Origin of the sequence: Pleomorphochaeta sp., assembly GCF_050031695.1 — a bacterium.
Lineage (GTDB): Bacteria > Spirochaetota > Spirochaetia > Sphaerochaetales > Sphaerochaetaceae > Pleomorphochaeta.
On sequence record NZ_JBNAIC010000042.1, the window covers coordinates 1 to 21,958 of the forward strand.

The 21,958-nt window shown below is 26.7% G+C and carries 21 protein-coding genes; 15 read left to right on the forward strand and 6 right to left on the reverse strand.

The features are described from left to right. The first annotated feature begins 272 nt into the window (after positions 1–272). From ACPKM0_RS07525 to ACPKM0_RS07540, 4 genes are all read left to right on the forward strand, one after another. On the forward strand, positions 273–818 hold the full coding sequence (locus ACPKM0_RS07525) for a glutathione peroxidase (protein ID WP_472474796.1): 546 nt from the start codon (positions 273–275) through the stop codon (positions 816–818). 109 nt (positions 819–927) lie between these two features. After that, the gene (locus ACPKM0_RS07530) at positions 928–1,137 is read left to right on the forward strand and encodes a zinc ribbon domain-containing protein (protein WP_472474797.1); all 210 of its coding nucleotides are present in this window, start codon (positions 928–930) and stop codon (positions 1,135–1,137) included. 6 nt (positions 1,138–1,143) lie between these two features. Beyond that, the gene (locus ACPKM0_RS07535; protein WP_472474798.1) at positions 1,144–1,920 is read left to right on the forward strand and encodes a hypothetical protein; all 777 of its coding nucleotides are present in this window, start codon (positions 1,144–1,146) and stop codon (positions 1,918–1,920) included. 1 nt (position 1,921) lies between these two features. Next, a complete protein-coding gene (locus ACPKM0_RS07540) occupies positions 1,922–2,494 on the forward strand; it encodes a hypothetical protein (RefSeq protein ID WP_472474799.1) in 573 nt (190 codons plus the stop codon). Positions 2,495–2,552: 58 nt separating this feature from the next. Here the strand turns inward: ACPKM0_RS07540 and ACPKM0_RS07545 are convergent, their stop codons facing one another. Both ACPKM0_RS07545 and ACPKM0_RS07550 read right to left on the reverse strand, forming a co-directional pair. Continuing rightward, entirely contained in the window at positions 2,553–3,314 is a 762-nt protein-coding gene (locus ACPKM0_RS07545) for a hypothetical protein (RefSeq protein ID WP_472474801.1), read from the reverse strand. Positions 3,315–3,317: 3 nt separating this feature from the next. Then, positions 3,318–3,989: a lysophospholipid acyltransferase family protein gene (locus ACPKM0_RS07550; protein ID WP_472474802.1), complete on the reverse strand. Its 672-nt coding sequence runs from the start codon at positions 3,987–3,989 to the stop codon at positions 3,318–3,320. A gap of 352 nt (positions 3,990–4,341) precedes the next feature. On the opposite strand from ACPKM0_RS07550, the gene ACPKM0_RS07555 reads away from it, so the two are divergent. The 8 genes from ACPKM0_RS07555 to ACPKM0_RS07590 all read left to right on the forward strand — a co-directional run bounded on the left by ACPKM0_RS07555 (position 4,342) and on the right by ACPKM0_RS07590 (position 11,012). Further along, a complete protein-coding gene (locus tag ACPKM0_RS07555; protein WP_472474804.1) occupies positions 4,342–5,427 on the forward strand; it encodes a BMP family lipoprotein in 1,086 nt (361 codons plus the stop codon). Between the two features lie 91 nt (positions 5,428–5,518). Continuing rightward, a complete protein-coding gene (locus ACPKM0_RS07560; RefSeq protein ID WP_472474806.1) occupies positions 5,519–7,036 on the forward strand; it encodes an ABC transporter ATP-binding protein in 1,518 nt (505 codons plus the stop codon). Positions 7,037–7,039: 3 nt separating this feature from the next. Further along, a complete protein-coding gene (locus tag ACPKM0_RS07565) occupies positions 7,040–8,167 on the forward strand; it encodes an ABC transporter permease (RefSeq protein ID WP_472474808.1) in 1,128 nt (375 codons plus the stop codon). A gap of 1 nt (position 8,168) precedes the next feature. Next, positions 8,169–9,101: an ABC transporter permease gene (locus ACPKM0_RS07570; RefSeq protein WP_472474809.1), complete on the forward strand. Its 933-nt coding sequence runs from the start codon at positions 8,169–8,171 to the stop codon at positions 9,099–9,101. A gap of 80 nt (positions 9,102–9,181) precedes the next feature. Continuing rightward, positions 9,182–9,460, forward strand: coding sequence for a peptidylprolyl isomerase (locus ACPKM0_RS07575; RefSeq protein ID WP_472474811.1), 279 nt, complete (start codon positions 9,182–9,184; stop codon positions 9,458–9,460). Continuing rightward, a complete protein-coding gene (gene rnhA / locus ACPKM0_RS07580; RefSeq protein WP_472474812.1) occupies positions 9,460–9,906 on the forward strand; it encodes a ribonuclease HI in 447 nt (148 codons plus the stop codon). Before ACPKM0_RS07575 ends, rnhA begins: the two co-directional genes overlap by 1 nt. A 1-nt stretch (position 9,907) precedes the next feature. After that, positions 9,908–10,471, forward strand: a complete 564-nt coding sequence (locus tag ACPKM0_RS07585; protein WP_472474814.1) for a chromate transporter — start codon at positions 9,908–9,910, stop codon at positions 10,469–10,471. After that, a complete protein-coding gene (locus tag ACPKM0_RS07590) occupies positions 10,461–11,012 on the forward strand; it encodes a chromate transporter (RefSeq protein ID WP_472474816.1) in 552 nt (183 codons plus the stop codon). Before ACPKM0_RS07585 ends, ACPKM0_RS07590 begins: the two co-directional genes overlap by 11 nt. Here the strand turns inward: ACPKM0_RS07590 and ACPKM0_RS07595 are convergent. Both ACPKM0_RS07595 and ACPKM0_RS07600 read right to left on the reverse strand, forming a co-directional pair. Continuing rightward, positions 11,009–12,280 (reverse strand): 2-hydroxyglutaryl-CoA dehydratase, encoded by a 1,272-nt coding sequence (locus tag ACPKM0_RS07595; protein ID WP_472474818.1) that lies wholly within the window; start codon positions 12,278–12,280, stop codon positions 11,009–11,011. The two genes, ACPKM0_RS07590 and ACPKM0_RS07595, sit on opposite strands and share 4 nt — an antisense overlap. Further along, a complete protein-coding gene (locus ACPKM0_RS07600; protein WP_472474820.1) occupies positions 12,273–15,191 on the reverse strand; it encodes an acyl-CoA dehydratase activase in 2,919 nt (972 codons plus the stop codon). Before ACPKM0_RS07600 ends, ACPKM0_RS07595 begins: the two co-directional genes overlap by 8 nt. A 147-nt stretch (positions 15,192–15,338) precedes the next feature. On the opposite strand from ACPKM0_RS07600, the gene ACPKM0_RS07605 reads away from it, so the two are divergent. Next, complete coding sequence (locus ACPKM0_RS07605) at positions 15,339–17,873, forward strand: hypothetical protein (RefSeq protein WP_472474822.1); 2,535 nt, start codon at positions 15,339–15,341, stop codon at positions 17,871–17,873. On the opposite strand, the gene thiI is transcribed toward ACPKM0_RS07605, so the two are convergent. Continuing rightward, on the reverse strand, positions 17,870–19,060 hold the full coding sequence (gene thiI, locus ACPKM0_RS07610) for a tRNA uracil 4-sulfurtransferase ThiI (RefSeq protein WP_472474824.1): 1,191 nt from the start codon (positions 19,058–19,060) through the stop codon (positions 17,870–17,872). The two genes, ACPKM0_RS07605 and thiI, sit on opposite strands and share 4 nt — an antisense overlap. 6 nt (positions 19,061–19,066) lie before the next feature. Beyond that, entirely contained in the window at positions 19,067–20,188 is a 1,122-nt protein-coding gene (locus tag ACPKM0_RS07615; protein ID WP_472474825.1) for a cysteine desulfurase family protein, read from the reverse strand. Positions 20,189–20,283: 95 nt separating this feature from the next. On the opposite strand from ACPKM0_RS07615, the gene ACPKM0_RS07620 reads away from it, so the two are divergent. Both ACPKM0_RS07620 and ACPKM0_RS07625 read left to right on the forward strand, forming a co-directional pair. Then, positions 20,284–21,360 carry a 3-dehydroquinate synthase gene (locus ACPKM0_RS07620; RefSeq protein WP_472474827.1) on the forward strand — a complete coding sequence of 359 codons (1,077 nt, stop codon included), beginning with the start codon at positions 20,284–20,286 and terminating at the stop codon, positions 21,358–21,360. Beyond that, positions 21,353–21,817 carry a low molecular weight protein-tyrosine-phosphatase gene (locus tag ACPKM0_RS07625; RefSeq protein ID WP_472474829.1) on the forward strand — a complete coding sequence of 155 codons (465 nt, stop codon included), beginning with the start codon at positions 21,353–21,355 and terminating at the stop codon, positions 21,815–21,817. Before ACPKM0_RS07620 ends, ACPKM0_RS07625 begins: the two co-directional genes overlap by 8 nt. Positions 21,818–21,958 lie beyond the last annotated feature (141 nt).

Consider the following 21,958-nt stretch of genomic DNA (forward strand, 5'->3'; position numbering starts at 1 on the left):
AAGTTTTAGATGCTGGTAAACATGATGACTTATTAGTTAATTACTTTAACTTAAGTTGGGAAGGTAACAGTGAACTTCCTGCAGGGGATTATGTAAGTAACGTAAAGATCTCTTATACAATCGAATAGTAGATACAATAAATATCTTATATATAGTGATTAAAAAATTTATAGGTAGCAATAATTTGCTACCTATATTAATTTTCTTGACTTATTATAAAAATATTGATAATATATACTTATTAATAATAAATATCAATAAAAGGAGTTCATATGAATTTGTACGATTATAAAGTTAAAGATATGGAACATGAAGAAGTTTCTTTATCAGAATATAAAGGTAAAGTCGTTTTAGTAATTAACACAGCAACTGAATGTGGTTTTACCCCGCAATATGCTTCTTTAGAAAAAATATATAAAGAATTTAAAGAAAAAGGATTAGAAATTTTAGATTTCCCTTGTAACCAATTTGGTGAACAAGCTCCTGGATCAGAAAAAGATATTCATAAATTCTGTACAGGTAGATTTGGAATAACATTTCCACAGTTTGCTAAAATAGAAGTGAATGGAGATGATGCAATTGATTTATATAAAGATTTAGTAGCAAACACAAAGTTTGAAGGATTTGATAAAGAACATGAAATAACTCCAATTCTAGAAGATTTATTACCTAAATTTGATGTAGATTGGAATAAAAAAAGTACTATCAAATGGAATTTTACAAAATTTTTATTTGATAGAGATGGTTCATTAATAAAGAGATATGAACCTACCTATAGTGTAGTTAAATTAGAAGAAGAAATTAGTAAATTATTATAATTATTTTTCTTGTGATTGTGAAATATCTGTGGTTTTTTTATCACAGATATTTTTTTATTTTATTTTTTATATTATATTTATACTATATTTATTAAATAAGGAGATAGTTATGGTAAAAAAACAATATGTTTGTCCTAAATGTGGTTGTACACATTATCAAAGTGATACTTTACAAGCAACAGGTGGTAATTTTTCGAAATTATTCGATGTTCAAAATAAAAAGTTTGTAACAATTAGTTGTGATAATTGTGGATACACTGAGCTTTATAAGAAAAACAGTTCAACTGGCATGAATATCTTGGATTTTTTCCTAAATTAATATTATATGATAGGATTTTTAATTAAAAAAGCTTTTTTTGATGCTTGGGATAATTTAATAGGTTTAGTAGTTTCAAATTTAGGATTTCTTGCTGTATTCATGATTTTTTCATTAGGTATGCAATATGGTGGAACTTCATCTGTAATTACTATATTGGTTATGCTACTTTCTATAGTTTTGTTTTCATTCCATAGCGTTGGAATAGCAAATATAACGAAAAATTATAGTGATTATAAAAGAGTAGGATTTCAAGGATATAAAGAAGGCATTAGTTTATTTACAACACATGCATTATTTTTATCTTTAATTAATGTATTAATTATAACGCTTGCATTAATTGTAATGCCCTTTTATTTAAATCTTGGGAATTATATTGGTTTATTTTTAGGAATTATAACTTTTTGGATTTTATTAACATTATTATTGAGTATTCAATATTACTTGCCTTTAATGAGTAGATTCACAGGTGATAAACCATTTAAAACTTTCAAAAAATGTTTCATTATAGCTATAGGGAATTTAGGTACTACAATATTTTTAGCAATATTTAATATTATTCAATTAATATTAACTTTTTTAACTGCTGGCTTATTATTTAGTTTTACTGGTACGACTTTAGCTAGTCAAACAGCTTTTAAATTGTTATTAATGAAGTTAGATTGGCTTGAAGAAAACCCTGAAGAAAATATAAAACATGTTAATTGGGATGACATTTTATACGAAGAAAGAGAAAATGTTGGCCATAGAACAATAAAAAACATGATTTTCCCATGGAAAGATTAATATGTCAAAAGAAATAGAACTAAAAGCTCATGTTGATGATTATAAAAAAGTTTTAAACGCTTTAAAAAGTAATCAATTTACTTATAATGAGAAAAGTAGTGAAAAATTAGATGTATATTTTTTTAATCCAATTAAAAACTTATCATTTAGAGTAAGACAACAAGTGAATATTGATTCTAAAGGTAAAATAATTAAAAACACTGTATATACAACTAAAGATAAAATTATCAACGAAGGTATAGAACAAAATATTGAAAATGAGGTTGAATTACCTTATGGTGAATTCTCATCTTCGTTAGTGTTTTTTAATCAACTAGGATTTAAAGAATCGCATAGAAAAAAGAAAAAAGGATTTTCTTTTTTATTTAACAAATTCGAGAATGATCTTCATATTGAATTATTAGAAGTTAATAATCTCGGATGGTTTTTTGAAATAGAGTTTATTGTAGATGAAGATATAAGTGAAATAGAGTCAAAAAAATTTGTATCTGAATTGTATAAAACATTAGAATTATTTAATATTCCTGTCTCTAATATTGAAAAGCGATATTATTCACAAATGATTTTAGAATAAGAAAAGTAAAACTACCAATTAATATTATACATTGATTGGTAGTTTTATTTATTTCTTACTAGACTATAATAAATAAATTTAATACTAATAAGCTAATGCCTAAGATCATAAATATTGAATTAGTTTTAGCTTCATTGTTATTCATGATTATATAAATCAATGATGAAATACAAAAAATTATACTACTAAATATAATAGAAAATTCTGTAGAACTTATTAACATTAAAAAAGGTAGAGTAGCTGAAAAAAACATTTCAATTTTAAAAGAAAGTTTAGTTCCAATACCCATACAAAGTAGAGCAAGAGCACATAATATAAAAGATATAAAAATAACTATATTAATAGAGTTTATATTATAAATAACAGAAATTAATATATTTAAATTTAATAAAATAACTAATTTTAATGCTTCAGATAATCTAAAAAGAGGGTTTCTTACAATACTAGTTGCATGAAAAAGGTGATAAATAGCTCTCAAAATAAAAAAAGATATTAAAAAAGAAAAAAGTATTATAATTAGAATATTAGTTATATTACTAGAAATAAAGTTGAAATTCAGCTTGTTGATTGAGTATAAAACTAAAAAAACAATTGAAAGAACTGCACTTAAAATATCAACTATTCCATTAAATGTAGTTGCAGGTTTATACTTTTTGGGCTCTTTATTATATTTATTTACATCATAATTAAATTTAAAACCTGTGCCATTTAATAAGGTACAGTTAAAATTTAATTTTTGAACTTTATCACTATGATCTGTTATATCTAATACTTGTTTTTTAAAGTCATTAAATAAAGTGTTTAATTCATTATTTTCCATTTTCTAACTCCAAAACTTGTTTGTTTTTACGTCATTAATTAAAAAAGAAATAGTATCTTTTAGTTTTTCTAATATTTGTTTTTCTGCTAATTTTTTATCAGTTTTAGCAATTTTTTCTTCTTCTTTAAAAAACATTGCTTTACCAATATTTGCATAATAATTTTTATTTACTACAGTTACTTTTCTTCTAGCTGCAGTGCTATGTTTATCTCTAACTCTTCTCTTTGGTGCAATAAGTCCTATTGGTATAATGGGAACTGGATATTCTAAATATATTCTTGCAATTCCAGCTCTAAAAATATCTAATTCCTCTTGAGTATTTAATCTTCCTTCAGGGAATATATATATATTATCACCTTGTTTAAGGTATTTTACAGCTTTATTTATTACAGTTTTTTTATCTTCGGTTGTAAGAGCTGGAATTTGTTCAGTCCAATGCAAAAAGTTTTTAACATAAGGTATACCAAACGCTGGACCTATAACCATATGCATAGGTTCTTTTGTTAAGGTAGTTACATAATGCACATCTGAAGAAGAAAAATGATTGGAACAAAATATTTTAGGACCTTTAGGAAATTCTTCTTCTTTCCATACATGAAAATCATAGTTAAAGTTCAGAGAGAATTTAACGATTGTTTTATATATGTTATGTAATATTTTTGCTTTTCTTTTCACAACAGTTATTATTGAATTTTAATAATTAAAGGTCAAGTAATTATTTTTTTTTAATGAACTTGACTAAAAAATATGATTAATTTTGAATTTATTTAGATTATTAATTATTTATATGATATAATTAGGTTTGTAATTGATTTATTTTATATTTTGTTAGATATATTATTATTTTACAACAATAATGGAATTTGATAAAAAAAATATATTTTTTTATTAAAATAACTAAATAAAATTATAAAATTTGAGATATTTTATAATTATGTAAAAAAAATTAATAAATATATTTGACAATCTTTACGATAATGATATTATATAAAAATCCACTAATAAAATTTTAAGAGGAGAAATAGTAATGAAAAAATTTGCTACTTTATTATGTGCTATGTTAGCACTAAGTTCATTTGTATTTGCTAATGGACAAACTGAAGAAACTGCATCAGACGAACTAGCTGTAAAAGTTGGTATGGTTACAGATGCTGGTACTATTGACGATAAATCTTTTAACCAAGGTACATGGGAAGGTATTGTAAGAGCTGGTGAAGATTTCGGATTCACTCCAAAATATATTAAACCTGCAGGTACTACAGAAGCTGATTATTTAGCTGGTGTAGCAGATTTAGCTGATAGCGGTTATAATTTTATTATCACACCTGGTTTCAAATTTGAAACAACTATTTATAAAGCACAAACACAATATCCTGATGTTAACTTTGTATTATTAGACGGTGTTCCACATCCTGGCGATTATAGTGTAGAAATTAAATCTAACACTGTTGCAATTTCTTGGGCTGAACAAGAATCTGGTTTCGTAGCTGCTGTTGCTGCTGCTTTAAAAATGCCTAACAGCAAATTTGGTTTTGTTGGTGGTATGGAAATTCCTGCAGTTCAAAAATTCAACTGGGGATGGCAACAAGGTATTAAATATGCAAACGAAAACTTAGGTACTAATGTTTCAATTGCACAAGAAGACTGTTTATATTCTGGATCTTTCAGTGATGTAGCTTTAGGTCAACAAATGGCTGCTACTATGTTTGATAGAGATGTTGATGTTATCTTTGCTGCAGCTGGTGGTGTTGGAGTTGGTGTTATCAATGAAGGTAAATCTCAAAGAACAGCTGGAAAAGATAAATGGGTTGTTGGTGTTGATATTGACCAATATGCTGATGGTTTAATGCCTAGTGGTGAATCATGTATTTTAACTTCTGCTATGAAATATTTAGACAGAGCTTCTTATGATATGATTGAAGCTGAATTAAATGGTGAATTCCCTGGTGGAACAGCTATTCAATTAACAGCTAAAGAAAATGGTATTGGTATTCCTAGTGAAAACCCTAACTTATCTGCTGATATTCAAGCTAAATGTGATGAAGTAATGGAAATGATGAAATCTGGTGAAATCGTTGTTGCTGCTGAACAATTACAAGGTTTATGGAAATAATTAGTAAATAATTTCTAAATAAGGCCGCCTTTTGGTGGCCTTATTATATCAAAACATTTACTATTAAATAAAAAGTTGTAGGAGACAATAAATGGATTATTCGATTGAAATGCTTAATATTCGAAAAGAATTTCCAGGCATAGTAGCCAATGATAATATTACTTTGCAGGTAAAACAAGGTGAAGTACATGCGATTTTAGGTGAAAATGGTGCTGGAAAATCAACTTTGATGAGCATTCTATTTGGTTTGTACAAAGCAGATAAGGGTGAAATTAAGATTAATGGGGAGAAAGTTACTATTAACAATCCTAATGATGCTACTGCTCTTAAGATTGGTATGGTACACCAACATTTCCAATTAATTGAAAATTATACAGTTACCGAAAATATTATTTTGGGTAAAGAGGGAAGTTTTATACTGAACAAGAAGGATGCTTCTCAAAGAATTAAAAAGCTTTCAGATAAATATGGATTAAATATTGATCCAGATAGTGTTATTGAAGATATTACTGTTGGTATGCAACAACGTGTTGAAATATTAAAAATGTTATATGTTGATGCAAATATCCTAATTTTTGATGAACCAACAGCTGTATTAACACCACAAGAAATTGATGATTTATTAGATATTATGCGAGGATTAAAAGCTGAAGGAAAATCAATTATTTTAATAACACATAAGTTAGACGAAATTAAAGCAGTAGCTGATAGATGTACAGTTATTCGACGTGGTAAAATGATTGATGTTGTAAGTGTAAGTGATACTTCTCAAGCTGAAATGGCAGCATTAATGGTTGGAAGACCTGTTAATTTCAAAGTAGATAAAACTGAAGCAAAACCTGGTAAACCAATTTTAGAAGTAAAAAATCTTAATGTTTTAAATTCAAAAAAAATATTAGGAGTAAAAGATTTCTCTCTTGATGTAAAAGAAGGCGAAATTGTTGGTATAGCAGGTGTTGATGGTAACGGACAAACTGAACTTATTGAAGCTATAACTGGTTTAAGAAAAATTGAAAGTGGTCATGTTATCGTTTGTGAAAAAGATATAACTCATTCACACATTAGAGAAAGAAATGAAGTTGGTATTGGTCACGTACCAGAAGATAGACAAAAAAGAGGCCTTATTCTTGAATATAATTTAAAAGATAATTTTGTAGTAAAAGATTATTATCATGCTCCTTTTAGTAAAAATGGTATATTAAAACAAAATACTATGAAAGAATATGGAACAAAAATAATAAAAACTTTTGATGTAAGATCAGGTGAAGGTTTAAATTCTTTAGCAGGAAAATTATCTGGTGGTAATCAACAAAAAGCTATTGTTGGACGTGAAATAACAGGTAATCCTAAATTGTTGATAGTTGTTCAACCAACTAGAGGTTTAGATGTAGGTGCTATTGAATTTATTCATGAACAAATAGTTGAACACCGCGATGCAGGAAATGCTGTATTATTGGTTTCATTTGAATTAGATGAAATTTTTAATTTATCTGATAGAATAGCAGTTATTAGTGATGGTAAATTAATGGATGTAGTTTATACAAAAGATACTGATGAAAGAAAAGTTGGATTGATGATGGCTGGTGTTTCCTCCAAGGGAGATAAATAGTTTATGGGTGATAAAAAATTGAAACAGAAAAAAGAATTAAAAAGCAATGATTTTCTAATTGCAATTAGTGCAGTATTTTTAGGATTAGTTGCTGGTTCTATTTTAATATTATTAATAGGTGAAAATCCTTTTGCTGCTTTTAAATATTTATATAAAGGTGCATTAATGAATGTTAGAAGAAGTGGTACTATGCTTGCTATTTCTACTACTTTAATGCTAGTTGGTTTATCAATCGCATTTGCATTTAAAACTGGTTTATTTAATATTGGTGCTTCAGGTCAAATTTTAGCTGGTGGTACAGCTGCAACAGCATTTGCTTTTTCTTCTAATTTACCTCATGTTCCTACAATGTTATTAATGATATTAATTGGATTCATTGCTGGAGCTATATGGGGGTTAATTCCTGGATTATTAAAAGCATATTTTAATGTTCATGAAGTTGTTGCAACTATAATGATGAACTGGATAGCTTATTGGAGTGTGTATTATTATGTTCCTGCCTTTTTAAAAGGACCTTCACTAGAAACCGAAAGTGCAATGTTACCTTATGAGAAAACATTAAGAATTAATTGGCTAACAGATTTATTTGATGGTTCAAATTATATTAATTTAGGATTATTCGTTGCTATTATTGCAGTTATTGTTATTAAATTTATTATGGATAAGACGACTTTGGGTTATGAATTAAAAGCTTGTGGATATAATAGATTTGGTGCTGAATATGCTGGAATCAAAGTAAATAGATCAGTTGTTTTATCGATGATGATTGCAGGCGGCTTAGCAGGCCTTGCAGGTGTTTCTTATTATTGTGGTTATTCAGGTAAAATTCAAATTGGTATTTTACCAAATCAAGGTTTTGATGGTATCGCAGTTGCACTACTTGGTGCAAGTAATCCAATAGGTGTAGTTTTCTCATCAATCTTCTTCGGTATTTTACAAGCTGGTAAAGGATTTATGAGTGGTAATACATTAGTACCTCCTGAATTAGCAGATACTATTATTGCAGTAATTATTTACTTCACTGCAACAAGTGTAATGTTTAAAAAATTCTGGGATAAGAGATTTAAATCTATAAATGAAAAACGAAATATTAAAAAAGCAGATTCAAATGCTGTAATGGAGGATAAATAATATGTGGGAAACTATTACTCAAATTGCTCCTTACGCAGTAGCATATACTATCCCTCTATTAATGGGGGCTTCTAGTAACTTAGTTAGTGAAAGAGCAGGTGTTGTTAACCTATGTGTTGAAGGCTTTATGCTTGTAGGTTATTTCTTAAGTGCATTAACAATTTCTATTTTACAACCAGTAATTGGAAATTCAGCTTTATTTATTGGTTTAGTTGTTGCAGCTATAGGTGGAGCTATTTTTTCACTATTACATGCTTTTGCTTCAATTAATTTACGAGCAGACCAAGTTATTAGTGGTACTGCTGTAAACATGATTGCTGCAGCTTTAACTGTTTATGTAGCTAGAAATGTAACAGGGTCAGGAAATATATCTATTATGTTAGGTATAGTTAGAAGTGATGTCCCTTTACTTCATAGCATTCCAATTATTGGTAAACTTTTATTTACAAATACATACTGGAGTACTTGGTTATGTATTGGTTTATGGGCATTCTTATGGTGGTTATTATATAAAACTAGTTTTGGATTAAGACTTAGAGCTTGTGGTGAACATCCATCTGCTGTTGCTTCTGCAGGGATTAATGTTCATAAAATGAGATATATAGCTGTTATGATGAGTGGAGCTTTAGGCGCTTTAGCTGGTGGTGTTATGATTGTAACTTATAGTGGTGAATTTAATGGATCTGTTGCAGGTCTTGGATTCTTAGCTGTAGCTGCAAGTATATTTGGACAATGGAAACCTTTAGGTATCTTAGGTGCAACTTTCTTCTTTGGAATTGCAACAACTATTGGTAACGTTTCACAATTATTTGCATCTCTTTCATCATTCCCTCCAGTAATATTTAAGGTATTCCCTTATGCTATTACTTTAGTTGCATTAGTATTATTTAGTAAAAGTAGTGCAGCTCCTAAAGCTGGTGGTGAACCATTCTAATAATAGGATTGTTTATAAACAATTTATAGTATATTATAATAGAGACTTTTTAAAAGTCTCTATTTTTATGGAGTAGTATTATGGAATTTAGAGCTTCTCATATTTTAGTTAAAGATAAATCGTTAGCACAAAAAATATCAATCGAAGCAAAACAAGGTAAAAACTTTGCAATGTTAGCTAGAAAATATTCAACATGTCCTTCTAAAAGCAAAGGAGGAGATCTTGGTTGGTTTGGACCAGGTAAAATGGTTCCTGCTTTTGAAAATGCAGTAAAAAAATTATCATATAATCGTATTAGTGATCCAATTAGGACTCAATTTGGTTATCATATTATAAAAAAAACTGGAGTTAGAGATTAATGGATGAATTAATAATATATACAGATGGTGGTTGTAAAGGAAATCCAGGTGTTGGAGCTTGGGCTTTTGTTATATATAGTGGTGATAATTTTATTACAGAACAAAGTTCTGGATTAGAATTTACTACTAACAACCAAATGGAGTTAACTGCTGTTATTGTAGCCCTTAGAACTTGTTTATCTACTAATCCTAATAAGATTATTTTAAATACAGATAGCCAGTATGTAAAAAATGGTATTACTAAATGGATAATTAATTGGAAAAAGAATGGCTGGAGAACAGCTAATAAAAAACCCGTTAAAAATAAAGAATTATGGGTTGAATTAGATAATTTAAATTCTCAATTAAATGTTGAATATAGATGGGTAAAAGGTCATGCTGGAATTGAATTGAATGAAAGATGTGATACTTTAGTTAATATTGAAATGAATAAATTATTGAATTAATATGAAAGACAATAAAGTTTCTTTGATTACCTTATATATCTCCTTTTTTTCTGTAGGTGCAATAACTTTTGGAGGAGGCTATGCAATGCTTCCTTTTTTAGAAAGAGAGTTATGTGATAATAAAAAATGGATAACTAGTGATCAATTATTTGATTTTTATGCAATAGCACAATGTACACCTGGTGTTATTGCGATCAATGTTGCAACGTATATAGGTTATAATAAAAGAAGTTTTTTAGGAGCAATATGTGCCTCTTTAGGTGTTATATCACCTTCTATTATAATCATTACTATAATTACAGCAGTATTTAAAAATTTTCAAAATAATATTTATGTAATTAGAGCTATTAGTGGTATAAAGATAGTTGTTTGTGCCATGATGACTCATACAATTTACAAGATGATAAAAAAAAGTATAGTTGATAAGACTACTTTTATTTTATTTATAATAGCATTAATTTCAATTTTTGTATTTAACATTAACATTATTATCATAATAATTTCTTCTATTTTACTTGGTTTAGTTATTAATCATATAAAAAGGAGTTTTAAACATGCTAACTAATTTATTATTATTATTTGTTGAATTTTTTAAAATTGGTTTATTCACAATAGGTGGTGGACTTGCTGCAATTCCTTTTATAAATGATTTATCAATTAATTATCCTACTTGGATAACATCAACTGATATTTCTAATATGATAGCAATAAGTCAATCTACTCCAGGGCCATTAGGTGTAAATATGGCAACCTTTACAGGATATAATGTTGCTGGTGTTTTAGGTGGGGTAGTTGCAAGTATAGCTTTAGCGATGCCAGCTTTTATTATAATTATGATTATTTCTAGATATTTAGATCATTTTAATCAGAAATGGTATGTAAAAGATGCTATGTATGGAATAAAAAGTGTCGTATTAGCATTAATTATTTTTGCAGTTTCAAAAATCTTTATTATATCTTTATTTAGAGAAAATAATTCACTTCGTTTATTAGAATTTTCTATTTATATAATATTTGTTATTTTATATAAGAAAATAAAAATACACCCGCTATTTTTTATATTAGCAGGTGCTTTAATAGGTATTGTTTTTAAATTAGCAACTTAAGATATTTTAGATTTTTCCATATTCTCTTTAGCTATTGAAAGCATTAATTTAATTCTATTTTCTTGATTAACCTTTGTAGCTGAAGGGTCATAATCAATAGGTACAATATTAGTATCTTTATGTTTTTCACTAATACTTCTAATCATTCCTTTTCCAGCTATGTGGTTTGGTAAACACCCAAAAGGTTGTGCGCAAATAATATTTTTGTAACCTAATTCGCTTAGTTCAAGCATTTCACTTGTTAATAACCAGCCTTCACCCATTTTAACACCATGATCAATTATTCCATTACATAATGATTTCATATGAGAAAATCCTTTAGGAACAATAAAATTATCTGTAACTCTCTCAACATTTCTATAAATCATGCCTTCAAAAAATTCAATTACACCTAAACTTAATCTTTTTATTGGGTAATTAAATATTCTCTTAAATCCGCCATAATATTCTTTATCATATTTTGCATTTTCCATGCCATATAAGAAAAAGCCAAGTAAAGATGGAATCATTACTTCACAACCTTGTTCTTCTAAGAAGTCTTGTAAATGGTTATTTCCTAAAGGAGCATATTTAATAAAAATCTCACCAACTATTCCAACTCTTATTTTTTCTGTTTTATTAATTTCTATATTGTTGAAGTCTTCAGTTATTTTCATCAAATTGTTTTTCATGACAAAACCAATATAACCACTATTATTTTTAAATTTAGTTGCTAAGATTTTAATCCATTTTTCAACAATTTTGTCAGTTTCACCTTTGTTAACTTCATAAGGTCTAGTTTGATTACTTAATAAAGTTAATAAATCACCATAAACAATTCCAGCAAAAGCTTGTAAAAGAATTTTAGTAGTTAATTTAAATCCAGGATTCTTTTCTAATCCAAATGATAAAGAAATTACTGGTATAAATTCTAAATTTGCTCTTTCTAAAGCTTTTCTTAACAAAAAGATATAATTACTAGCTCTACATCCACCACCAGTTTGTGTAATAACTAAAGCAACTTTATGTTTATCATATTTGCCACTATTAACTGCATCAAGCATTTGTCCAATTACTAGTTGAGCTGGATAACACATATCATTGTGAACATATTTTAATCCTTCTTGGATTACATTAGGCCCTTCATTCTTTAATAATTCAGCTTTATAACCATTATTAGTGAAAATCTCAGTAATAATTTCAAAGTGTATAGGTAACATTTGAGGTAGTAATAAAGTATAATCTTTTTTCATTTCTTTTGTAAAAACTACTCTGTTATTATTATCCATTATTTTCCTCCTTTAATGCAGCTAGTAAACTTCTAAGTCTTATTCTAACTGAACCTAAATTGGCAATTTCATCAATTTTTAATTGAGTGTAAATTTTGTTCTTTTGTTTTAAGATATCTTTAACTTCATCTGCTGTAACAGCATCTAGTCCACAACCAAATGAAACTAATTGAACAATATTCATATCCTTTGTTGTATTTACATAATGTGCAGCTAAATACATTCTATTATGATAAGTCCATTGATTTAATACATTAAATTGCTTTTTATCAATAAAAGATGCTAAAGAATCTTCACTAATTACAGCGCAACCAAGTTGAAGCATTAATTCATCAATACCATGGTTGACTTCAGGATCAATATGATATGGTCTACCACATAAAACCATTATTTCTTTATTTGTACTTCTTGCTAATTCAACAATTTCTTTACCTTTTAAAATAACATCGTTATTATATTTTTCTTGTGCATCAAAGGCTTTATTAGCAGCTTTAGAAATCTCTTTTTTACTAAATTTATCATATTTATTAAGAATTATATTTAATCGTTTTTTAAATACCTTTTTATTAGCAACAGAAAGATATTCATTTATAAAAGTAACATTATTTTCATCTAACTGTGGTGTATTTTTGGAAATAACTTCACCATAATAAGCTACAACTGGACAGTTATAATTATTATCGCTCTTCTTTTCATCAATATTAAAAGAAGAATTTGGGAAGAATATTTTCTTGACATCTTTTTCAATTAAATCTATAACATGGCCATGAACCAATTTTGCAGGATAACAAATTGTATCACTTGGAACTTGACTTTGTCCTTTTAGATAAGTATCTCTTTTAGAAAATGGAGAAATAATTACTTCATATCCTAATTCAGTAAATAAAGTATAATATAAAGGAGCAAGTTCAATTATTGAAAGGGCAAGTGGGATACCAATTTTACCTCTAGGCCCTTTTATAGGCTTTAAATTATTAATATAATTTTGTTTATATTTAAATATATTTAATGTTTCACTATCTTCTACAAAGTTATCAGGATTCGTAAATCTTTCACATTTATTACCACTAATTAATACTCTATTATTATCAAATTTATTAATAGTAAGCTGACAATGGTTTGTACAACCTTTACAAATTCTAGTTGAAGTGTTATGTGTGAAATTTGCTAATTGATCTAAAGTTAATATAGAAGTTTCTATTTCATCGTTATTATCTTCTTGTTTAGCATATAAAGCACAACCAAAAGCACCCATTAATCCAGCTTCTTTACATCTAGTAACATTTAAATTCAATTCCATTTCAAAAGCTCTAAGAACAGCATCATTTAAAAAAGTACCACCTTGAACAACTATATGTTGACCAAGGCCAGTATTTGTTCTAATAACTTTATATAAAGCATTTTTTACAACTGAAATAGCAAGTCCTGCAAAGATATCTTCAATTTGAGCCCCATCTTTTTGTGCTTGTTTTACACTAGAGTTCATAAATACAGTACATCTTGAGCCTAAATCAACAGGGTGTTTAGACGTTAATGCAAGTTTAGAAGCTTCTTCTGTTGAATATCCTAAAGCTTGGAAAAAAGTTTGTAAAAATGATCCACAACCTGATGAACAAGCTTCATTTAAGAAAATATCATCAATAACTCCATCAACTATTTTAAAACATTTAATATCTTGACCACCAATATCGATTATAAAATCTGTATCTTTATCAAAATATTTTGCAGCTTTATAATGAGCCATAGTTTCAACTAATGAATATTCTAAATTAAATGCCTTTTTGATTAATACTTCACCATAACCAGTTGAACAACCTTTTTTTAAATTAATATTAGGATATTGAGACTTGAAAGTTGTTAAAAATTCTCTAACAGCTTCTACAGGGTTACCTTTATTAGATTGGTATCTTGTGTGTAATAAATTATTATCTTCATCTACAATTACCATTTTAATTGTAGTTGAACCAGAATCAATTCCTAAATAGGCATTCCCATTATAATTTTTAGGATCTTTATAAGAAAGAGAAGCTTTAGAATGTCTTTCTCTAAAAGTATGTAAATCTAAATCTGTTTCAAATAATGCAGGCAGTGAATTATAAGAACCTATAACATTTGATGTTTTTAATAGAGTAATTACTGAATTAATATCAAATTCTTCGTTAGCTCCTAAAGCTGTTCCTAGTGCTACGTAATATAATGAATTTTCAGGACAAACACCTTTAGTATCGAGAGTTTTGTCAAAACAATCTCTTAAGACACTCATAAAGGTTAAAGGGCCACCAAGATATACTACATTACCTTTAATTTGTCTACCTTGAGCTAATCCTGATATTGTTTGGTTAACTACTGCTTGATAAATGGATAATACAATATCAGCTTTTTTAGCTCCTTGGTTTATTAATGGTTGAATATCACCCTTTGCAAATACACCACATCTTGAAGCTATTGGATAAGAGATTGAAGCTCTTTTTGCAATGTCGTTCAAACTTTCAGTTTCTAAGTCTAAAAGTGTAGCCATTTGATCAATGAAACTTCCTGTACCACCAGCACAAGTTCCATTCATTCTAACTTCTAAAGTACCTTGTAAAAATAATATTTTAGCATCTTCTCCACCTAATTCAATAACAACGTCCGTATCTTTATTAAATTCTAGAATTGATGTTCTAGTTGCATAAACTTCTTGAATAAACGGTATATCTAATCTATTTGCCATTCCCATTCCGGCAGAACCTGTTAATGAAATATTAATGGAAGGCGAGTCTATTAAATTCTTTACTGTTTCTAATAGTGTAATTGTTGTTTCTTGAATCTTAGAAAAATGTCTTTTATAAGTTTTATATATAATTTTATTTTCTTCATCAAGTAAAACACATTTAATTGTTGTTGATCCTATATCTAAACCCAATTTCATATATATAATAATTCCTTAAATTAATGATTAATAAATTTAATCATTATAATAATAATAAATATAATAAAAATAATCGATAGTTGATAGTTTTTTTATTAAAAAACTTAATTCTCTTTAAAAATATTTTAAAAAGTTTATAATACTTTTATGAATAAAAAAATATTTAGCATTATTGTAGTGTTATTAATAAATTTTAATATATTTTGTAGTGTTTTTGAGAATAATCAAGATTTATATACTTTAGAAACTGATCATTTTAATATTATTTTCGATGAAGAATCAGTAAATGAAGGATATATAATTTCTGAAAATTGTGAAGAAACATATTTTCAGATATGTGATTTTTTTGGATTAACAAGAGATCAAAAATTTAATGTTGCTATTACTAGTGATATAGATCAATTTAATGCTTACTTTAGTATTTATCCTTCCCCACATATTGTTTTATATAATACTATTGGTACTAATAATAGTTTTAATTATTTTTCATCGAACTATTTGCTTAATGTTTTCAAACATGAATTAACACATGCTTTAACACTAACAGGTAAAAATAATTTTATACAAAAAATCTTTTCTCAAAGTTTAAATTTTTCTCTATTAAATGTAACTCAATTTAATTCAGAAGGCTTTGCTGTATTAAGTGAAAGTCTTAATGGAGAGGGAAGGCTTAATAGTAATTTATACAGATCAAGATTATTAGAAGCTAAAGCAGAAAATAACTTTTTAAAGTTTAATGAATCTCAAGGTAATAGAGATGTTTATCCATACGATACATTTTATTTATATGGCTCATTTTTTAATGAATATTTATATAAAACATATGGAATTGAAAAATATAGAAAATATATTAATGAATTACATAAATTAAAACTTCTTTATTTTGATCCTAATTCATGTTTTAAAGCAGCATTTAAAAAAAGTGTTTATAATGTTTGGAATGACTTTGAAGAAACATTTAATGGCATTGATATCAAAGAAATTGAATATGAAGAATTTAATTACATTCCAAGTACAATTTTTAAAGCTGATGATGAAGTTTATGTTTATCAAAGTAGAAATGATAGTATTAGAGAAATAGAATCTTCAAAAAAAATAGCAAAATTATTGGATAATACTTATTTTGCTAGCTTTAATGATGATAAATTAGTACTAAGCACTTTAAAATTAGATAATTTATACTCTACTTCTATTTTTGTAATAGATGAAGATAATAATAAAAAAGAATATGAGATTGAACATTTTAAAAATGCTATTTATTATAATGATTCTATCGTTGGTATTTATAATGAAGGACAAAATCAATACATTGGTTTTTATAAAGACGGAGAAATTTTTAAAAAAATATCAGTTGAAGATGATGAATATATACAAAAAATAGATGTAATTAATGATAAATTAATATATTCTTCACGTTATAATAAAAAAGATCAATTAAACATTATATTAAATGATAATAAACGCATTTCATATTCTTTTGAAAATATAGATACAGAAATTATCGATTTTTCTATAAATGAAAATAAAATAGTTTTGAACACCGTAAATCAGAATCAATTACCTAGATTGTCCTATATAGATTTATCCACAAATAAAGCATATATCTGTAATTTTGATATATTAGGAGGAGTTTATAATCCTATAATAATTGATAATAATGTATATTACATTTCTAATTTTTCACAAGAATACAAAGCTAGAAAATCGAATTTAACACAATTTGATTTTTATGAAGTTGCTATTAATGTTAATGAAAATACTGTAGTAGGGCATGAAAATATCAACTATGATTTAACTAGTTTAAATAGATATAATAAATTTGACTATATGTTAGATGGTTCATTTTTCCCATTTATACTACCAGCAAAAGATTTTTTAGATTTTGATACCTTAATATATTTTGAAAGTATTGATCCAATTGAATCTTTACATACTAATTTAATTACTTATATTGGATTATATGATAATTATGATACATCAATGCTTTTACAATTAAGTAATGTAACCGGAAATAAAGGCAGTAGTTTATTTATGAATTATAATACAGAGTTAGTAGATGTATTAAATACTTCTACATTAGACTTTACTTATAATTATTTAAAAATTTTTGATTTGAAAAATAATAATAATTTAATTTTTAAATCATCTATAAGTTCTAATAATTTTGATACCTTAATATTTGAGCCTACATTTGGGTATTATTTTGATACTAGTATAGGGCCTAAAGAAGAAAACATATTTGCTATTTCTTTAAAGTATAATCCATTATTTTACTATGAAAGATATAACGCAGATATATATTTAAATAATATCATAACAGCTTCTGTTTATTTTCCATATCTATTACCATTTGTAAATTGTGATTCAATGACACTAAATATGCCATTTAAATTGAGTTATGAATATAAAATAAACAAGAATGAGTATATTTTTGATATTAGTATATTATTATTTAAAAAAGAGATTCAAAAGTCTTTTGAAAAAATGCCACTATATTTTCATAATTTAGAATCTTATGTAAACTATTCAACTGAAAATGTAATAAGTTTATATACCTTATTTACATCTTCAGTTACTCAAGTTGGGATGTTTTCCTTTGAATTATCCCCTGGACTTTGTTTAAACTATGACTTTGAAAATAAAACTTATAGTTATGAGGTTGATTTTTATTATGCTTTTTAATTAACTGCTTCTTTTCCTGAAGAATAGAAATCAAAAATTTCAGTTTCTTCTACAGCTTTAACTAATAATTCATCAATTTGCATATTATTATAATGTTCTGTTTCTACATCGATTTCAGGTCGAGTTATAGGGTGTTTAGGACTAAATATAACACAACAATCTTCATAAGGTAAAATTGAAGTTTTATAAGTATCTATATCTTCTGCTGTCCTCATTATTTCTTCTTTATTCATACCAACTAAAGGTCTAATAATTAACATATCTGTTGTTGTGTCAGTAAAAGCCATAGAATCAAGAGTTTGACTTGCAACTTGAGATAGGGCTTCACCTGTAACTAAACAAGTTCCTGCATTTTTCTTTGCAATCATTGTAGCTACTTTCATCATACAAGCTCTAAACATAAGAGTTGTCTCTTCAACATTACTATGGGATTTAATCCATAATTGTTGCTCAGTAAATGGAACAACATGTAATCTAGTACCTTGTAAATAAGGAGCAATTTTAGATGCTAATACTTTAACTTTTTCTAAGGCTTTATCAGAAGTATATGGATAAGCATGAAAATATATGCATTCCATCTTTAGTCCTCTTGCAGCCATTTTATATCCTGCTACAGGGCTATCAATACCTCCTGAAAGGAGTAACATACCTTTTCCAGCTGTTGCAACAGGTAAACCATTAGGTCCTTTTTTTTCTTTAGTATACATATATACTTTATTTCTAACTTCAATATGTAGTACGTTATCAGGATTTTTTAGGTTAACTGTTAAGTTAGGGTATTCTTCATGAATTACTTTTGCTAATTCACAACTTAGTTCATATGATGATAATTCAAAACTTTTATCACTTCTTTTTGCAGCTACTTTAAAAGTTCCAGTTGTTGAAAAAGGGTATTCTTTTAATAGCTTTCTAGCATTTTCTTTGATTAAATCAATATCTTTTTTACAACTAATGCACTTAGCAAATCCAACAATACCAAAAGTAGTTGAAAAAGCTAATTCGCATTGTTCATCACTACAAGCTGCATCTATTTCAAAATATAATCTACCTTTTTGTTTAGTTACTACGTTATGATATGGTCTTAGTTTTATTTTAATATTATTTTTTAATTTTTTTTCAAAAAATGAACGATTAAGACCTTTAAGTGAAATTTCACCTAATCTTATTAAATATAATTTTTTATCCACATTATCCTACCTTACGAGAGTATCATATAAAGAGTTGATTTTTTTAACAAGTAATTTTACCTCATCTAAGTTAGATAATTTGTTAAATGATATTCTAATACTTGATTTTGCAATTTGTGGTTTAAAATTCATAGCAATTAAAACACCTTCTCCTTTATTTTTAGCATTATTACTACAAGCAGAACCTGCAGATACTAAAAAGCCTTCATCATCTAACATTCTTGTAAACACTTCAGAAGGAAATGATTTAAGAGAAAAATTTATAATAAATGGCGAACAATTCTTTTTGGGTGATAGAATTTCAGGTTTTAGATTTTTTCTAACATATTTATTTATCTCAATAACATTATCACATTTTGTAGATAAAGTTTCTTCTAATGCAACTGTCATTGATGCGATACTTGCTAAGTTTTCAGTACCACCTCTAAGTCCATTTTCTTGACCACCACCTTTCGAAAGAGGTTGAACTTGATCATTTTTACAATATAGAAAACCAATACCTTTTGGTCCATGAAATTTATGAGCAGAGAAAGATGCACTATCTACATCTAATTTATTAATATCAAAATCAATTTTACCTATAGCTTGTACAGCATCAGAATGAAAATATATTTTTCTACCAATTTCTTTCTCTTTTCTTCTAACTACTTTAACTAATGATTCAATATCATTAATTGAACCAATTACATTATTAACAGTTTGAATAACAACCATTCTTGTTTTATCAGTAATTTTTTTCTCTAAAGTCTCAGGAGATACAAAACCATTTGGGGCATTAATTTCAATAACATTATAACCTTTTTCTTTTAGTATTCTTTTAAAATTAATTACACTTGCATGTTCAGTTCTACTTATAATAATATCTCCTGGACTTTTACTCCATAAAAGAGATGATAAAATAATACTGTTAGATTCAGTTCCACCAGATGTGAAGTATATTGTAGAAGGGCTTACTTTTAATAAAGAAGCAATCGTATTTCTACAATTTTCTAACTTTTTTTTTGCTTTTATTCCAAGTGAATAATTAGCTGAAGGGTTAGCATAATAGTTATTAGATGTATCACATAAAGCTTCTAAAGCTTTACTAGAAATTTTAGTTGTAGCTGCGTTATCGAAATATATAGACATGATTTATATATTTTAACAAATTCATAAAATATTCAAGTATTTAATTTAGAAAAAACAATAGTCATTGTAATATATTTTATGATATATTTGATTATATGAATGAAAGTATGAATGTTAAATTATCTTGTGGTAAATCAACTAATGTAAGTTTTATTAATGATTTAAATGAACTGTCTAAAAAATTAGGTAGTTTTGGTAGTAGAGCTTTATGGGTAGCAGATTCTAACACTGCTCATTTATTTAAAAAATTACCATCGACTAATGTTGTCATAGCTGCTGGAGAGAAGTCTAAAACTATATCAACTGTTGAAAAAATATTAAGAGTTTGTGTTGATGAGGGATTATCAAGACATGATTATATAATTGGCTTTGGTGGTGGAGTAGTTTGTGATTTAGCAGCTTTTGTTGCTTCAATTTATATGAGAGGTTGTAAACTTATTTTAGTTCCTACTTCTTTATTATGTATGGTAGATGCAACTTTAGGTGGAAAAACTGCATTTGATTTTATGGGTGCAAAGAACTTAGTTGGAAGTTTTTATCCGGCTAAAGAAGTACTAATTTCTCCATCTTTATTAAAAAGCTTAAATGAGAGAGAATATTTAAATGGCTTAGCAGAAGTATTAAAGCATTCTCTTTTATCTAAAAATGAGCTTTTATATAAATTCCTTATTTCTAGAAAAAGCCAAATTTTAAAAAGAGATCAAGATACTTTATTAACACTTTTACAAATGAGTCTTGAAGTTAAAAAAGATTTTATTGAAAAAGATCCAGAAGAAAAACATGGAATTAGACAAGCATTAAATTTAGGACATACTTTTGGTCATGCACTAGAATCATGTGGCCGATTTTCTAAATTCTCTCATGGAGAAGCTGTAGCTTGGGGCTGTGTTAGAGCAATTGAAGCTGCACTAGAATTGAAAATAATTGATGAAAGTTTTGCATCTCGTTCAATAAAACTATTTAAATCATATAATTATGATATCGATTATCGCATAGGTCGTGGGGACTGGATTGATTTCTTTAATAAAATTTTAAAAGATAAAAAACAAAAAGATGGTATTGTTCAATTTGTATTAATGAAAAATCAAGGCGATTATGTTTTGATGCCTTTAGAAAAGAATTTAATAATGAAACTTGTATTAAGTATTCCATCGGGTATAAATAATGATTAAAATAATGTTTATTTGTCATGGTAATATTTGTAGAAGTACTATGGCTCAAAGCTATTTTTCACATTTATTAAAACAAGAATCATTAGATTCTTTATTTGTAATTGATTCAAGTGCAACTAGTAGGGAAGAAATAGGTAATAAACCACATTATGGTACAAAACAAATTTTATCTAAAAAAGGTGTAAAATTAATTGACCATAGATCAAAACAAATTAGTAAAAAAGAAGCTAATGATTTCGATTTATTAGTTTGTATGGATAAAAATAATATTTATAATTTACAAAGAATTATTGATAAACCTAATTATAATAAAATTAATTTATTATTAGACTATGCTAATATAAATAGAGATATAGCAGATCCTTGGTATACAGGGAATTTTGAATTAACTTATCAAGATGTAAAAATCGGCTGTGAATCTTTGTTAAAACATATAAAGAAAAATAATAATTTATAAACTATAATTGAAACGTTTCATATTATATCTAATTTTATATTAGAATAATATGTTTGTATTTATAAATTTTAATACATATATTTTATTACATTGTAAAGAAATATGTGTATTATTTTTTTCATAACTATGAAACGTTTCAAA

Bases quoted from the DNA above. Each gene is read 5' to 3' on its own strand.
- ACPKM0_RS07525 (WP_472474796.1), top strand. From the start codon at position 273: ATGAATTTGTACGATTATAAAGTTAAAGATATGGAACATGAAGAAGTT.
- ACPKM0_RS07530 (WP_472474797.1), top strand. From the start codon at position 928: ATGGTAAAAAAACAATATGTTTGTCCTAAATGTGGTTGTACACATTAT.
- ACPKM0_RS07535 (WP_472474798.1), top strand. From the start codon at position 1,144: ATGATAGGATTTTTAATTAAAAAAGCTTTTTTTGATGCTTGGGATAAT.
- ACPKM0_RS07540 (WP_472474799.1), top strand. From the start codon at position 1,922: ATGTCAAAAGAAATAGAACTAAAAGCTCATGTTGATGATTATAAAAAA.
- ACPKM0_RS07545 (WP_472474801.1), bottom strand. From the start codon at position 3,314: ATGGAAAATAATGAATTAAACACTTTATTTAATGACTTTAAAAAACAA.
- ACPKM0_RS07555 (WP_472474804.1), top strand. From the start codon at position 4,342: ATGAAAAAATTTGCTACTTTATTATGTGCTATGTTAGCACTAAGTTCA.
- ACPKM0_RS07560 (WP_472474806.1), top strand. From the start codon at position 5,519: ATGGATTATTCGATTGAAATGCTTAATATTCGAAAAGAATTTCCAGGC.
- ACPKM0_RS07565 (WP_472474808.1), top strand. From the start codon at position 7,040: ATGGGTGATAAAAAATTGAAACAGAAAAAAGAATTAAAAAGCAATGAT.
- ACPKM0_RS07570 (WP_472474809.1), top strand. From the start codon at position 8,169: ATGTGGGAAACTATTACTCAAATTGCTCCTTACGCAGTAGCATATACT.
- ACPKM0_RS07575 (WP_472474811.1), top strand. From the start codon at position 9,182: ATGGAATTTAGAGCTTCTCATATTTTAGTTAAAGATAAATCGTTAGCA.
- rnhA (WP_472474812.1), top strand. From the start codon at position 9,460: ATGGATGAATTAATAATATATACAGATGGTGGTTGTAAAGGAAATCCA.
- ACPKM0_RS07585 (WP_472474814.1), top strand. From the start codon at position 9,908: ATGAAAGACAATAAAGTTTCTTTGATTACCTTATATATCTCCTTTTTT.
- ACPKM0_RS07590 (WP_472474816.1), top strand. From the start codon at position 10,461: ATGCTAACTAATTTATTATTATTATTTGTTGAATTTTTTAAAATTGGT.
- ACPKM0_RS07595 (WP_472474818.1), bottom strand. From the start codon at position 12,280: ATGGATAATAATAACAGAGTAGTTTTTACAAAAGAAATGAAAAAAGAT.
- ACPKM0_RS07600 (WP_472474820.1), bottom strand. From the start codon at position 15,191: ATGAAATTGGGTTTAGATATAGGATCAACAACAATTAAATGTGTTTTA.
- ACPKM0_RS07605 (WP_472474822.1), top strand. From the start codon at position 15,339: ATGAATAAAAAAATATTTAGCATTATTGTAGTGTTATTAATAAATTTT.
- ACPKM0_RS07615 (WP_472474825.1), bottom strand. From the start codon at position 20,188: ATGTCTATATATTTCGATAACGCAGCTACAACTAAAATTTCTAGTAAA.
- ACPKM0_RS07620 (WP_472474827.1), top strand. From the start codon at position 20,284: ATGAATGAAAGTATGAATGTTAAATTATCTTGTGGTAAATCAACTAAT.
- ACPKM0_RS07625 (WP_472474829.1), top strand. From the start codon at position 21,353: ATGATTAAAATAATGTTTATTTGTCATGGTAATATTTGTAGAAGTACT.